Below are 14879 nucleotides of genomic sequence, written 5' to 3'. Positions count from 1 at the left end.
AAAAGAAGAAAATAAAAAGGAAATTAAGCAATATCCTTTGATGTATCAATGTTGATGCCTTCTGAGACATTGAACTTGATAACATCTGTTTCAGGTGCCATTCCACGTATCTTTGGGATCGAAAGCTTGCTCATGAGCTTATCAGGATGTTTTTCAACATCTACATCAAAAATAACATCTGATGCATTGAGAATCTCGTTTTCCGCCCGTTCATCATGGCTTCCTTTCAAAGAATAGAGGAATGTAATGCTGTTTGCTTCCTTTGTGGTCTCATAGAGAAGATTGAGCAGACGCTTGAGAAGTCCAGGATTCACATTGAGGTTCATGAAGAACGAGAAATTATCAAAAATAATATTGATCTCTTCACCTTGTGAATCATTCAGGATGGTGTGCAAATTATATTCGGCATACTCTATGATCTTGGAATCAATGTGCCTATTACCCAGATTATCCACCATGTCCCCCATGGAAGTAAAATAATACTCACTGTAGATGTCCACAAATATGATATTTGAAGTATCCAGATTCTGGTTCATAATATCCTGGCGTACATATTTCGGCCTGCGTCCAGTGGTAAAGTAATAGGTTTTACGAGATTGTGTAAACTCGTAAAAGAATACTTCTGACATAGACCTTGGATCTGCAGAGAAATAGACCATGGAATTAAGAGGGAGGCCTCCCCCAAGAGTTCTGTCCAATACATAGATGCCAGTTGGAACGACAACAGGACCATTGCAGACATTCTTTTGGACGCCTCTCACCTCATTTTTTACGGGGATCTCACCGACAGCCTTTGTTTCAGTTACAGGAGCAGTTTCCTTCGTGACAGTACGCAGCTCAACCTTCCTCTGGACATGGGCATCTTCTGTAAGAGATAACTCTGGTTCCGCCGCTACTTTATGTTGCGACGTTCTTGGAGTTATTATTACCTCCGTACCCACAGAAAGTTGACTTGACATTTTTTTACACCCCATGTCGATTACACGATCAGATTCGGCATACTTAATTAAATGTAGGCATGTACATGCATATAAAAGGTATGAACACATGTGAACACACAAAATACATCCAATTGTTAGATCCCTAAATAAACATGATTTATATACAAGTACATCTCTTTGAAACCCGAAAATGACTCTGTGGACATTTCTCAAGGCCGAAAAGGCCAAGGTCATTGTAATGGCCATTAAGGACAGGAAACGACTCCCCCAGTTCACCGGAGAGCTTATCCTTAGAAAAACAGACGCAGGCCCACGTCCACATAAGTTCCGTATATTCAGGGATGAAAAGGACGAACTCAGGCCACCTCAAGAGTTCATAGACCTGCTAAGGATGTCAGAACGTATTCTCATCGACATCGAAAGCGAGAAGAAGGGAGCAGAGGATGTTAAGGAGCTACTTGCAGGTTTCCATCTTGATTGGGAGCATGCACATGTGTGCAGGTTCTGCCTTTTGAAAAAGAGATTCAACTTTATTAATAAAAAATCCATCAAATACCATCATGAGCTTATTTGTGAGGAATGTGCAAAAGAAGAACTGGACCGTGCACTTCGAAATGCACATAGCTATTTCGGAGATGAAGCAGCAGAACGGATCCAGCAGATCATGCTCACCACACGGGACCTTGACCGCACAATAGGCATGTTAAGCCCGGAAGACCTTGACCTTGAGTACACACGTTTTGATACGATAGAAGCTCAGACTCAGTTCACGCAGATAAAGATAAAGGACATACCTCTGTCAAAGAAGTTTAAGAAGATATTACTAAAGAAGTCCGATACACTGCTGCCTGTACAATCCCTCTCGGTGGAAAAGGGACTGTTAAAGCGCAGAAATCAGCTTGTGACATCGGTAACTGCTACCGGAAAAACGCTCATTGGAGAGATCGCCGGCATTGAGAACATCATACGTGGTCAGGGGAAGATGCTATATCTCGTACCACTTGTGGCACTAGCGAACCAGAAGTATGACCAGTTCAATAAGAGATATTCTGAACTCGGCCTTAAGGCATCCATAAGAGTAGGAAGTTCCAGGATACGGACATCGAAGACAAAGTCCATGCGAAGAACACTTGATTCGGACATAATTGTGGCCACATATGAGGGTCTTGACTACATATTAAGATCCAAGGATTCCGACCTTCTGGGTCAGATAGGGTCTGTTGTTATCGATGAGGTCCACATGATCGAAGATGCAGAGCGTGGCCACAGAGTGGACGGGCTTATCGGAAGGCTGAAGTACGTTGCATCTGGTGCACAGTTCATATATCTTTCAGCAACCGTGGCTAAACCGAAACTGCTTGCAAAAAGGCTTAATGCCGAGCTTGTGGAGTATGAATACAGGCCTGTGCCTATTGAGCGGCACCTGTTATTCTGCCCGGAGAGCAACAAGATCAGACTTATGTCAAAGCTTGTGCAGGATGAGTATGCCAAAACATCATCCAAAGGTCACAAGGGACAGACGATCATTTTTACAAATTCCCGAAGGAACTGCCATCGAATAGCTCAGGCACTTCCAATATCTACTGCTCCATACCATGCAGGCCTTTCCATGCAGGAGAGGAAGAAGGTAGAGAGACGTTTTGAGAAAGGAGAGCTACCCGTCGTGGTCACAACCGCTGCACTTGCAGCAGGTGTTGATTTCCCTGCATCACAGGTTATATTCGAATCCCTTTCAATGGGTATCGAGTGGCTTACCATGCAGGAGTTCCTGCAGATGCTGGGACGTGCAGGAAGGCCGGATTTCCATGACAGGGGCGTGGTAGTGGTACTTGCTACTCCACAGAAGAGCTATACAAGCGAGCAGACCGGCACAGAGGAGGAGGTTGCCATCAAGCTCCTTAACGGAGAGATGGAACACACCGATGTGGAATATGGCGAAGAGGAACAGATGGAGGAGATCCTGGCCACTGCTGCAGTGACATCATCAAAGCGTGACCTGGAGGCGATACATAAGGGCATGCTTGCAAATTATTCTTTGAAGGCACTCCTTTCAAGGCTCCAGAAAAAGAAGTTCCTGACCATCAAAGGGGACAACATAGCACTTACGAAGTTAGGAAGCATTGCTGCCGGGCATTTCCTTTCTGTTTCAAAGGCATTCCTGATAAGAGATGCAGTACTTTCCGATCACCAGCCAGTGGAAATAATAACCAACCTGGAGTTCTTTGAAGCGGTCTATTTCAAGTACGCAGCGCAGATATCCACTGCATTGAAGATCAACATGCCTTCAAGGGTGTTCCAGGGAGCTTCCATGGACATTGTGCTTGAGGGTGAGAACCTTTCCAGGCTCGAGATGAAGATGCAGGACCAGATCCTGAACTTTGCTACTGATTTCCTGACCTGCGGTTGTAAGGAAAGTCCTTATTGTGGTTGTCCTGAGAGATTGTTCTCAGAGAAGATCATTAACCTGAGGGTGGATGGTTATGACCCCATACAGATCGTGAACTACCTTGAGGACAAATATGGCATTACTGCGTACCCGGGAGACCTGCTTGGATACCTGGATGATGCGATACGCAACCTTGATGCTGTTGAAAAGATCGCAAAGGCTTATTCAAAGAAGGACCTGGCAAGTTCAGCGAAGCACCTTAAGAAGCTTATCGTGAGATGAAGACCGCCCTTTGGATCAATAATAACAAAACCTTTTAATGTATGGTAACAATTACTTTTCCAAATTAGGTATGGCTTTTGAAGGATACATGACCATGACAGAAGAGAAAAAGAATCCTGAAGGTAAAGTGGCAAAGAAGTTGAAGATCGAGATCAGGAAACCTGAGGACTTCAAACAGGTTTATGCAATCGGTGCACTTGGAGGACATAGCCCATATGACTTCAGGATCGGCTTCTACAATGACAGCCCAAAGGGATTCGACAAGTCATCTAATTCACAGGTGGTCCAGAGAAGCATTGAGACAGAAGTGATATTATCCCCTCTTGCGGCACTGGAGCTTTCCCACTGGCTTGAGCAGCACATCCGCGACTATGAGGCAATGTTCGGACCGATCACCAGAGTGCAGAAGCAGCCACCAAAAATGAAGCAGCCTGAGGATACATCCGAGATACAGGGATATATCTAAAACTAAATTAAAATTAAGACTAAAATTAAACTTGAAGAAGTTAGCTGCATATCTACTATAATAATAGCATAATGGAAGCTTATTCGGCTTTCTAATCGGTAGTAATAAATAGTAGGTTGGACAGTTTACTTTTTCCAATACGTAGTAATACATATTGCAGATCATATTGTTAATTATCTTTGAATAATACGTGTGAGGATACGATCTTGTTCCCAAATAAGAAAGTTCAGAAATTGGTAGGATCTAAGGTCCAGGTAGAGATGAAAGGTAACCAGCATATTCTTGAAGGTACATTAGAAAGTGCTGACGATTACCTTAACCTTCACCTTGTGGACACTGTTGAGATAGCTGACGGACAGCGCCTGCGCTCTCTTGGTTCCGTTGTATTGAGAGGAAACAACATAATCCTGATCGTACCTGTAGAAAACTAAAACTTTTATTTTCCGGACATAGACCATGGAAATAGAAGAAAAAACTCTCAAACTGATAGGCGACAGCAAAGACGGTGTCTACCAGAACGAACTCTGGAAGATGCTGGAGATCGACAGTCGCAAGTGTTCAAGGGTCATCACCAAGTTGATGAACGCAAACCTCATATATCGTGAGTCTGCGGTCAACAACGGTGCCAGGACCTATTTGATCAAAGTAGTTAAACCGGAAGAAGAATCCTTTGACCTTCTTCTAGCAGGAGAGATGTTCTCACCCTGCGCAGGCTGCAGATTAGCCTGCCAACCCGAGATCTGCGAACTACTCTCCACCTGGATCAACCAGATAAAAATGGAAGACGAGGTAGAAAAAGACGAAGAATGACCCACGGGGCGAAAGGTTTATATTCTAAACCTGCCTACTAGGGTCGCTTCAAGGTAAGCAAAAAACAGCGTGCTCCGGTAGTGTAGTCCGGTCAATCATTCCAGCCTTTCGAGCTGAAAACTCGGGTTCGAATCCCGGCCGGAGCACCAAACATTTTCTTTTGTGGATAACGGTTTTACTAACAATTCTACCTGCTTTTCGAGAGATTTTAACCGATTTTCAAGAGATGAGTGCACACTAGAATGTATTTGAGGTGCCTATTCACACAAATAACTCAGACGTTTCAAGATCTTCGGATAATTGTCTATAAAAGTTTAAGTTTTATTAAAGCATAAACATGAATGATGAACCCATACGAGATATTACTCATTGTTAAATTGGGAATGGGCGGAATAGCAATTGTAGGCTTATTACTATTGCTTGCTTTGTTGATTCGTAGATTCTCCCGGTGAGATCAATAAAGCCTGCCAAAGTAAAAGGAGTTCGGATCTTAGGTCCTTTCGACTATGATAAGTGGTTGCAAACATTGAAAAAGATTACCTCAGGAATATTAGAGGTTTGTTTCTGGTCAGGTATGCGATACGTAGAGGTTTAAAGGCTCTATGCTAACCCCAATGGATTATGAAGGAGAGACGGACCAGACATTTGCCAGAGGAAGCTCAGAGGAAGGCTAAACGAAAGCAACTTGAACGATACATCCACCCACAACTTGAATCAGTACTTTGACATTTCTCCAAGGTAAGAAACCACCACCTCAACAGGCCCGGAACAACAACTTAAAACGGTGGATGGAAAAGCAAGCTTTTACCCTAATCTAAATATAGAGATGCATCCAAATAATCGCTGTATCAGTAAATATTGCATTGAGCATGCAGATAGTCCCATACGTCATTTCCGTGAAACGATTTAATGCACTGTTCAGTGTGGTATTCGAGACACTGATATTCAAAGAGACGAACGTTCGGAGAAAAGGATTTGGAGCCGCTACGATAGCACTTGGTGCAATTAAATATTCTTATTTTGAGCGTGAAGAGTAACAATGTTCCGGGATTAAGGGCCATGTTGACCCTACACAATGGCCAATGACCATTTTCCTGTCGGAATTTGTTATCTGGAAGTTTATCGATAGCATATATTTAAAGTAAATTCTGCAAACCCATTTGAAAAACTCCCACATTACTTCCAAACAATAATAAATACTTGAAGTTGACATATCATATATTTAGAATATCTGTGGGAGATAGGGATATGCCAACAATTGTAGAGAAAGGCAATTCGAACGGGGATAGCATCAAACTAAAGGTAGCTGAGGCAACTCAGGAAGATGTTGGAAAAGGTATCGTGCGCATCGATCCAGTGTACAGAGAGAAGATTGGTATTGAAGAATACGGAGTTGTAGAGATCGAAGGAGATCGTACAACATCTGCACTTGCGATAAACACTAATCCTGCAGATTCCGGGCTTGATATTATCCGAATGGACGGGCTTATACGTGCCAACGCGAAGATTAGCATAGGAGATTATGTCGAGGTCAGAAAAGCAGACTGGAAGGAAGCAATTAATGTAAGTCTCGCACCTGTGAGCAAAGGGATGCACATTTCAGCCTCAAGTAACATCCTTGCATCCGTTTTCAGGAACAGGACAGTCTCAAAAGGAGATTTCATCTCTACCACACATTTCAAGAGGTCAAAGGAAAGCCCTGCACGAAGCATGATGCTTGAGGACATGTTCAGTGACATTTTTGACCTATCGTTCGGTTTGGGCGAGATCAAGATGCAGGTAGTCTCAACATCCCCAAAGGGCATTGTCAAGATCACTGAAATAACAGAACTTCAGTTACTACCCGAAGCTGTAGAGCTCCCTCCAGAGCAGTCGATACCTACTGTAATGTATGAGGATCTTGGAGGCATTAAACCGGCTATTTCCAAAGTAAGGGAAATGATCGAGTTGCCATTAAAGCACCCGGAGCTATTTGACCGGCTGGGAATAGAACCACCAAGAGGTGTGCTGCTGCATGGCCCGCCCGGGACCGGGAAGACAATGCTGGCAAGAGCAGTGGCCAATGAATCAGATGCTTATTTCGTATCCATCAACGGTCCCGAGATAATGTCAAAATACTATGGTGAATCCGAACATCAGATTCGTGAGATATTCGATGATGCCGAGAAGAATGCACCAGCCATCATATTCCTTGACGAGATCGATTCCATCGCACCGAAGAGAGCAGAAGTTACCGGAGAGGTCGAAAGGAGGGTAGTCTCACAGCTTCTTTCATTGATGGACGGCCTGAAGGAACGTAAAAATGTCATCGTTATTGGTGCAACCAACCGTCCGGAAGCTTTAGACATGGCACTGCGCCGTCCCGGAAGGTTCGATCGTGAGATAGTGCTACATGTACCTGATCAGGACGGACGGCTGGAAATATTCCAGATACATACCCGCGGAATGCCACTTGCAGATGACGTGGACCTTAAAACACTGGCTGAAACCACCTATGGTTTTGTGGGAGCCGATATTGCAGCACTTTGTCGTGAAGCGGCAATGAGCTCGCTCAGAAAGATACTTCCCCAGATCAACCTTGAAGAAGAACACATCCCTGCCGAGATCCTTGAAAAGCTGAGTGTTACCTCAGAAGATTTTAAGTTGGCACAGAAAGATGTGGAACCCTCCGCCATGCGCGAGATCATGATCGAGACGCCAAATGTAGGATGGGAGGATGTCGGAGGACTGGAAGATGTAAAGGAGCTACTCAAGGAAGCTGTAGAATGGCCTCTTAAAAATCCGGAATCATTCCAGCGTATCGGAGTGGAAGCTCCAAAAGGAGTATTGCTCTATGGACCACCTGGAACCGGGAAGACCATGCTGGCAAAGGCTATTGCACATGAATCCAATGCTAATTTTATAACCTCAAAGGGAAGTGACCTGCTTTCAAAATGGTATGGAGAATCTGAAAAGCACATCTCAGAAATGTTCGCCCGTGCACGTCAGGTAGCACCATCCATCGTTTTCCTTGATGAGCTTGATGCACTTGCACCCATACGCGGAGGAGCAATGGGAGAACCACAGGTTACTGAACGTATCGTGAACCAGTTACTCTCGGAACTTGACGGTCTTGAAGAACTCCACGGTGTTGTGATCGTGGGTGCTACGAACAGACCTGACATCATCGATCCGGCACTTCTCCGCCCGGGAAGATTTGATGAGCTCATACTTGTCCCTGTGCCTGACCTGCCCACACGGCGTAAGATCTTTGCGGTCCACACCAAAAAGATGTCACTTGCAAGTGATGTCAATATAGAGGAACTCGTGACTTCAACAGACAAATATACCGGAGCTGATGTTGCTGCGGTCTGTAAAAAAGCAGGACGCTTTGCCCTTCGTGAAGACCTCATGGCAAAAGAAGTTTCACAAAAACACTTCCTGAAAGCTATTGCTGAAACGGGAACATCTGTCACCTCTGACACCATGAAATATTACGAGGATCTTAAAGGCGACCTGAAGACAAAGAGGTCCAGAGAGATAGAAAGCCCGGTCTATGGTTGATGATAGATACCTGATACTACTTGATGGTAATAGTTTTCATACCAGATAGCTGGCGGAAGGTAGCTGATGTTAATGGAACATCAGTTCAGGTTATAAGTTCTAAGAACAATAAAATATTGTACCTATTGGAAATTACCATAGGTCACTGCCAGTCAGAGAATTGATATAATACTGGCCATTCCATTTTGGTAAAGGAAAACGATTACTCGAATTTAGCATAAGGGAAGATCAGGAAGTGCAATTTTGATAGAAAATAAAATCGAAAGGTTCCATGCGGATAGTGCAATGACCTGTAAACTGTGCATGCAGGAAATGGAATACCTCTATGATGACCTTGCCATGTCAAGAGAAGAGATCGACCTGCTAGACCTGCCAAAACGTTCTTTTACAGTACATTTCCCTGTTCGCATGGATTCCGGAAGAATGAAGATGTTCATCGGCCACAGGGTTCAATACAATGATGCCCGAGGTCCCACCAAGGGAGGAATAAGGTATCATCCAGACCTTACCATTGAATATCTTCAGGACCTCGCTTTTCTGATGACCATAAAATGTGCTCTTGTTGACATACCATTCGGTGGAGCAAAAGGCGGTATCGTGGCCAATACCAAAGAACTTAGCCGAGGTGAACTTGAAAGGGTCACCAGAGCCTATATTCGAGAGATCGCTGACTACATCGGACCATTGAAAGACATCCCTGCACCTGATGTGTATACCGATGAACAGATCATGGTATGGATACTTGACGAGTTCGAGAGGATCAAAAGAGAGCACACGCCTTCAATTGTTACCGGTAAACCAATAGAATTAGGAGGAAGTCAGGTCAGGAAATATTCCACAGCCCTTGGAGGTGTCTACATACTTGAAGCAGCCATGGAAAAAGCCAATCTTGACAAGTCCAGACTTTGTGTTGCCATCCAGGGATTCGGAAAAGTGGGATTGAACGCTGCACGCATACTCCATGAGAAAGGATTCACAATATGTGCAGTAAGCGACTCCAGTGGTGGAATATTCAAAGAGGAAGGTCTTGACATTATGGAGGTCATAGACCACAAATACAGGACCGGAAGTGTGATCGATTTTCCGGAAACACGGAATATAACAAATGAAGAATTGCTGGAATCCGATTGTGAAATACTCATCCCTGCAGCTCTTTCAGAACAGATCAAACGCGAGAACGTTCATGAAATTAAAGCAAAAATAATCCTTGAGCTTGCCAATGCTCCTATTACAATGGAAGCAAGCCGCGTATTACTTGACAAACATGTGATAATTATACCCGATATACTTGCTAATGCCGGTGGCGTTGTGGTAAGTTATTTTGAATGGATACAGAATCTCAGCCAGGATTACTGGGAAGAGGATAAAGTTCTGGAAAGGCTACAGCAGAAAATGATAACTGCGTTTGATAAAGTATATGAGATCTGCATGGAACAAGATTGCAGTATGAGGCGAGCAGCATTACAATTCTCAGTTCGCAGGGTACTGTACGCTGAGAGACTCCGTGGAAATCTTTAATTACATTCATCCCACATTCATTTTTGATATTAAATTCCATTGTTTTTTCCACTTTTTTCTCCATACACTGCAATTAAATACAAATAAAGACCATTTAGAGTGAAAGATCGTTAACTCATTCAATTAAAATGATCGAAAACTTGAAGCAGCCGGTTCCAGTTAATGAACAAGACTTCGAACTAATGACCGAATTCATGGATGATCAATTATGGGAATAATCGACAAAAACCAAAGTATTATAAGTGAGATCGCAGGATTTTTATTCTTCATTGCCAGCATAAGCAATTTCCTTGGTATTAACATACCAGTCCTGTCCAACAGTGGTCTTACACTCACTCAAAATATAATATTATTAATTCTTGGAGTATATCTGATGACATACAAGATACTTTCAAGAGGACTTGCTTCACGAGCCAAAAATAAGTAAATTAATCCATTTTTCTACAAACCGGCAATGATACTCAGAAAGATAATTCCATGAGGATCATTTCCTTTTTCCAAATGAATTCGGTATTGATATACAAGTTTCAATAGAAATTGATGCTTTGGAAAAACTATTTTTTAAATAAAAGCAATTAGGTCTTTTCAAAAAAATCGATAAATACCAAAAAAATAAAATGGAAGATTTCTTATTTTCTACCTACAAAGTAATATACAGCTGCACCAAGGATACCGAATACAAGTGCGACAAGTATCCATACAACTTTCATTACATCGCTTAATCTCTTATTCTGTGTCACCACATCATAGATAACCCAGATAACTGACAATAGTACTAAAAGGCCCCATATGGCTTCAAGCATTTTTTTAACCTCCACAATTAGATGGACGTGATTAATATATAATATTTTGCTAGAAAAGTTCTCAAAACCCATAGCAAGATACAAACCTACTTCCTTTTATACCATACATCATAAATAAATGAATATATGGCACCTTCGGACCATCCAATTAAGAGCCAGCTTTACGTCCTTTCCATATCCAAACTATTCAAGGACCTTGCTACCGGAATGCTGGTGTTCATAATACCTTTGTACGTTGCGAATATGGACACCCTGATACTGCAGGATATGCCGGCAGTTCTCAAAGCAGGGCTTGCAACAACTGTATTCGGACTGGCGAACTCCATTTCCCAGCCATATATGGGAAGATTAAGCGAACGGCTTGACAGGAGAAAGCTTTTCCTGACCATTGGTTACATGGTCTTCGCAACTATCTGTTACACCTATGCCATCTCAGGCTATTTTGAATCAATACTTTTCTTCAGGATAGTTCAGGGAATTGCAATAGGTGCAACCATTCCTGCCATCGTTACAATGGTCACACACTTGTCAGCTTCAACGGCTAGGGGGCAGGCAATAGGCATATACTCCAGCCTCAGGGGTGCATTCTTTGGAATAGGTTCAATGGTCGGCGGTGCTGTTGTGACCTACTATGGATTCGTTGCCGGTTTCTACATCAGTGCAGCCCTTGTTCTGTTGAGTACTATCCTCATAGTCCTCTTTGTGAAAGAAACAAGAGCACCTGAGACCAAATACCCGGAAGAGGAATCACCTGACGGACCTGCTATCATCAGGATACTTGCTATTGCCATGTTCATGATGCTCGTAGGAATAATGCTCATCCTTTCCCTCCTGCCTGCCTATCAGACAAGGCTTGAAGCAAGCGAATTCCTGCTCAGCATAGCACTATCTGCCTACGTGATCTCAAGGATAGTATTCCAGGTACCCATAGGTATCTTCTCGGACAGGTTCGGAAGAAAGCTTCCTATAATTGCAGGCATATTCTTCAATTCAATCATAGTATATGGCCTCGGACACGTTGATACCATAAACTCTCTGATCCTGCTGAGATTACTACAGGGTATAGCCATGGCAGCAGTTGAAACACCCCTGCTCGCCCTGGCAGTGGAACTATCAGGCGAGAAGAAGGTTAGCAGCAAAGTGAGCACCATAACCAGTGCACAGGCTGCAGGAGTGGCAATGGGACCTCTGATAGGGGGAGTTTTTGGAGGATATGTCAGTTTTGAAACACCATTCCATATCAGCAGCCTGCTGATCATCCTATCAGGAATATTAGTATGGGCTGCATTAAGGAAGAGCAGTTATAATACTGGAAATGCCGGGATCAAGTAAAAACAGAAAGCTCAGGAAATATCTTCATTTACTTTTAAATGAGCCTCAAAAGTCCTCACGACCAATGGGTTAACAGGAATACCTTCCAATCCGATCTCTTCCAGAACCTTTTCCCATGAAACCGATGAGAATTTCTGAACAGCCTCATGGACCTTTTTGACATATTCAATTCCCTCATCGATAGCTTTGTAGGTACCTTCACCCTCAATTGGATCATCCCAAGAGGACAAAAGTACCTTCATATCAGATATATCCCGAAGTTTCCTGAGGGATGAGAGAACTTCCGTAACATCATCATAGATCGGAATATCTCCCACCAGAGGAATAGCATCACCGGAGAACAGAACATTATCAGGAGATAACAGTAATGAGATCGAACCTTTAGAGTGACCCGGAGTGTGAATTACTTGCAGGGACATACCCTCACCAAGATCGAACACATCCCCATCTTCAAGCACACGATCCACTTTCACAGGACCACCGGTAAGAGTATTAAAATTTGGAATTGGACGTTCACGTAACTGTATATCAGGATGCTCTATCCATCCTACAGCATCCCCGTGAGCAGCAACTTCACATCCTGTTAATTCCTTTATCGCAGGAGTAGAACCTATGTGGTCCGCGTGGGAATGAGTCTGCACTATAAGTGAAATGTCCTGCGGATCCCTGCCTGTCTTTTTCATGTAGTCGAATATGACATCCTCTGAAGATGCAACACCACAGTCCACAAGGCAGACATTCTTCCCACAGATAATATAGGAATACACGAACCTCTCGACCACAATACCTGATTCGGTGGTGAGGCTAAACGGTATCTTTATGGCATGTACGTGTTCTGTTACCTGCATGTTTGACCTCTGTTCATTTCTTTGCAATAACAGTTATCCAGTTGTTTTCCGGAACTTCATCGACCTCAACGGAAGAAAAACCGGCACTTTCAAGCATAACCCTGTAATCTTGAGGTGAGAATATGTTCATGCCAACTACTTCAGTGAAAGGTGTGTTCCTTTCCTCAAAGTTGCTATGCTCGTACATCTCATTGACTATCAGAAGTATACCACCATCTTTGAGCACACGCCTTACCTCTTTGAGGTCCTCCAGGATATCCGGCCAGAAATAGCATGTCTCAAAAGCTGTGACAATATCGAACATGTCATCCGAAAGCGGCAACTCTGAAACAGAGGAATGTATTATGGTGACATGTTCACTATCAACCGCATTCTTGTTCAGTTCGGTGGCAAGCTCTACCATCTCACTGGAATGGTCGACACCATAAACTTTACCAGCCTCAAAAAGATCCGCAAGGATACTCACAGCACGCCCTCCACCACAGCCAACATCAAGTATCCATGAATCCGGTTCAATGGAAATATGGCCAATGCCCCATTTCCATAGTTCATAATGGTGCTCGTTCATCTCAAGACCAACTTTTTTCCCATCTTCACCTGAAGGATTTGCATGAATCCTCACAACGTCCTCGATATTCAATCACATCAACTCCTTATAAACAATCGGCATAAGCAATAATTCAAAGTAATTTCCATCCATCACACAGAGGTATATTGCCCCTGTAGATAATTTCCCGGCCCTCATAATTGAATACCAGGGGGCATACATTAACGCCCGCATCAATCGCATCCCTGAAAGCAGCTGCAAGGTCAGGATCAATAACTTCATTCGGGGCGAAGCATTGTGCATTAGGCCTGAATATCAGTACGATTAGAAGTGCTTCATCACCACCACTGACCGCCTTTATCAGTTCTTCAATATGCCTTCTTCCCCTGGAGGTCGGTGCATCGGGAAATATTGCTTTCCTGTCATTAATAAGAGTGCAACCTTTTACTTCCACCCATATCTTCTTATTCCCTTTTCCCAGAAGAAAGTCCAGCCGGCTATCCCCGAACTTCTGCTCAGCTGCAACTGAATCCAGCCCTTCAAGGAAAGGAGATACCTCATTCCTTATAGCCCATTCCGCGATCTTGCGATGGAATGCTGAATTGATCAGGATCCAGCCATCATCAGCTTTAGCGGCAATGACATCCCAGCCGGTCTTCCGGTTAGTATTGGCAGCTTTTTTCAGAAGCAGGTCATTGCCTGCATAGAGAAGGTCCTCAAGTCTTCCAGGATCATGAATGTGCACCTTCTCTTCCTGCACATCAGCAGGAGATCCGGAAATTGATCTGATATCCACAATTCCCAGGAACCTGTTAGGTCTTGACATTAATTTTGCTTCGGCATCCCATGGGATCTCTATTACCACTTCTTTTTCAGGCATCATTTGGTTTCCTGTATTAAAAAAAGAAAAGGGAAGATCAATTATTATCCGCTACAACTCCACCTACAACAGCACCGATGATTCCGAATATCGCAGTGTAGATGACAATTACGAATGTAATAAAAAGACCTGATCCTGCCAGAATAGCACCCAACACCGGAATATCTGCAAGCAGAAGTGCCAGAACACCTGAAAGCATGAATCCGGGAATAGCTGCCAGTAAAGACATCAAAACACCCACTTTGAAGCCACCGAAAGCACCTTCGGAAGCAACATATCCACCGATAAGACCTCCAAAGAAAGGAGAAAGTGCATTCACCAGCGGTACCATATAGAGAATGACTGTACATATCAGTCCAATAATTGCTCCTTTTATAATATTCATAAGAACGTATCCTGTTACTATATATTTCAATATAACAGCTGAACATTTTATGTAGTTATCTATTGAACAGAAAATGCATGTTTATAAGTTTAGATCGTTTTTTTTAGCATATTAAAATAACTTTCCATAGAATGTTTA

15 protein-coding genes and 1 tRNA gene are annotated in these 14879 nt (G+C 43.3%); 10 read left to right on the top strand and 6 right to left on the bottom strand.

The genetic code is table 11. From position 1 onward, the window contains the following. Positions 1–23 precede the first annotated feature (23 nt). Positions 24–959: an RAD55 family ATPase gene (locus LI82_RS05365; RefSeq protein WP_052402750.1), complete on the bottom strand. Its 936-nt coding sequence runs from the start codon at positions 957–959 to the stop codon at positions 24–26. Between the two features lie 172 nt (positions 960–1131). On the opposite strand from LI82_RS05365, the gene LI82_RS05360 reads away from it, so the two are divergent. From LI82_RS05360 to LI82_RS05325, 9 genes are all read left to right on the top strand, one after another. Further along, on the top strand, positions 1132–3609 hold the full coding sequence (locus LI82_RS05360) for a DUF5814 domain-containing protein (RefSeq protein WP_048193937.1): 2478 nt from the start codon (positions 1132–1134) through the stop codon (positions 3607–3609). Between the two features lie 94 nt (positions 3610–3703). Beyond that, the gene (locus LI82_RS05355) at positions 3704–4075 is read left to right on the top strand and encodes a DUF3467 domain-containing protein (RefSeq protein ID WP_048194191.1); all 372 of its coding nucleotides are present in this window, start codon (positions 3704–3706) and stop codon (positions 4073–4075) included. A 179-nt stretch (positions 4076–4254) separates the two neighbouring features. After that, on the top strand, positions 4255–4506 hold the full coding sequence (locus tag LI82_RS05350; RefSeq protein ID WP_236622673.1) for an LSM domain-containing protein: 252 nt from the start codon (positions 4255–4257) through the stop codon (positions 4504–4506). A 25-nt stretch (positions 4507–4531) separates the two neighbouring features. Continuing rightward, complete coding sequence (locus LI82_RS05345; RefSeq protein WP_048193935.1) at positions 4532–4885, top strand: helix-turn-helix transcriptional regulator; 354 nt, start codon at positions 4532–4534, stop codon at positions 4883–4885. A gap of 71 nt (positions 4886–4956) precedes the next feature. Then, positions 4957–5034, top strand: a tRNA-Glu gene (locus LI82_RS05340). A 720-nt stretch (positions 5035–5754) separates the two neighbouring features. Continuing rightward, positions 5755–5922, top strand: a complete 168-nt coding sequence (locus tag LI82_RS13065; protein ID WP_160174949.1) for a hypothetical protein — start codon at positions 5755–5757, stop codon at positions 5920–5922. A 211-nt stretch (positions 5923–6133) separates the two neighbouring features. Then, a complete protein-coding gene (locus LI82_RS05335; protein ID WP_048193933.1) occupies positions 6134–8428 on the top strand; it encodes a CDC48 family AAA ATPase in 2295 nt (764 codons plus the stop codon). 243 nt (positions 8429–8671) lie between these two features. Further along, on the top strand, positions 8672–9946 hold the full coding sequence (locus LI82_RS05330; RefSeq protein WP_052402746.1) for a Glu/Leu/Phe/Val family dehydrogenase: 1275 nt from the start codon (positions 8672–8674) through the stop codon (positions 9944–9946). Between the two features lie 208 nt (positions 9947–10154). Continuing rightward, positions 10155–10373: a hypothetical protein gene (locus LI82_RS05325; protein ID WP_048193932.1), complete on the top strand. Its 219-nt coding sequence runs from the start codon at positions 10155–10157 to the stop codon at positions 10371–10373. A 202-nt stretch (positions 10374–10575) separates the two neighbouring features. Here the strand turns inward: LI82_RS05325 and LI82_RS12720 are convergent, their stop codons facing one another. Beyond that, a complete protein-coding gene (locus tag LI82_RS12720; RefSeq protein ID WP_081955743.1) occupies positions 10576–10749 on the bottom strand; it encodes a PLDc N-terminal domain-containing protein in 174 nt (57 codons plus the stop codon). A gap of 126 nt (positions 10750–10875) precedes the next feature. Between LI82_RS12720 and LI82_RS05320 the strand changes: the two genes are divergently transcribed. Next, a complete protein-coding gene (locus tag LI82_RS05320) occupies positions 10876–12081 on the top strand; it encodes an MFS transporter (protein WP_048193931.1) in 1206 nt (401 codons plus the stop codon). A gap of 11 nt (positions 12082–12092) precedes the next feature. Here the strand turns inward: LI82_RS05320 and LI82_RS05315 are convergent, their stop codons facing one another. Genes LI82_RS05315 through LI82_RS05300 form a run of 4 tightly spaced genes read right to left on the bottom strand, consistent with a single transcriptional unit; the run spans position 12093 to position 14741 of the window. Further along, positions 12093–12929 carry an MBL fold metallo-hydrolase gene (locus tag LI82_RS05315; RefSeq protein ID WP_048194189.1) on the bottom strand — a complete coding sequence of 279 codons (837 nt, stop codon included), beginning with the start codon at positions 12927–12929 and terminating at the stop codon, positions 12093–12095. 13 nt (positions 12930–12942) lie between these two features. After that, a complete protein-coding gene (locus LI82_RS05310) occupies positions 12943–13569 on the bottom strand; it encodes a class I SAM-dependent methyltransferase (RefSeq protein ID WP_052402745.1) in 627 nt (208 codons plus the stop codon). Between the two features lie 40 nt (positions 13570–13609). Next, complete coding sequence (sfsA, locus tag LI82_RS05305; protein ID WP_236622672.1) at positions 13610–14359, bottom strand: DNA/RNA nuclease SfsA; 750 nt, start codon at positions 14357–14359, stop codon at positions 13610–13612. A gap of 34 nt (positions 14360–14393) precedes the next feature. Then, entirely contained in the window at positions 14394–14741 is a 348-nt protein-coding gene (locus tag LI82_RS05300; protein WP_048193929.1) for a DUF5518 domain-containing protein, read from the bottom strand. Between the last annotated feature and the right edge of the window lie 138 nt (positions 14742–14879).

This window comes from Methanococcoides methylutens, from assembly GCF_000765475.1.
Classification (GTDB): Archaea; Halobacteriota; Methanosarcinia; order Methanosarcinales; family Methanosarcinaceae; genus Methanococcoides; species Methanococcoides methylutens.
Note: the sequence above shows the minus strand (reverse complement) of the source record. Positions and strands in the feature narration are given on the sequence as shown.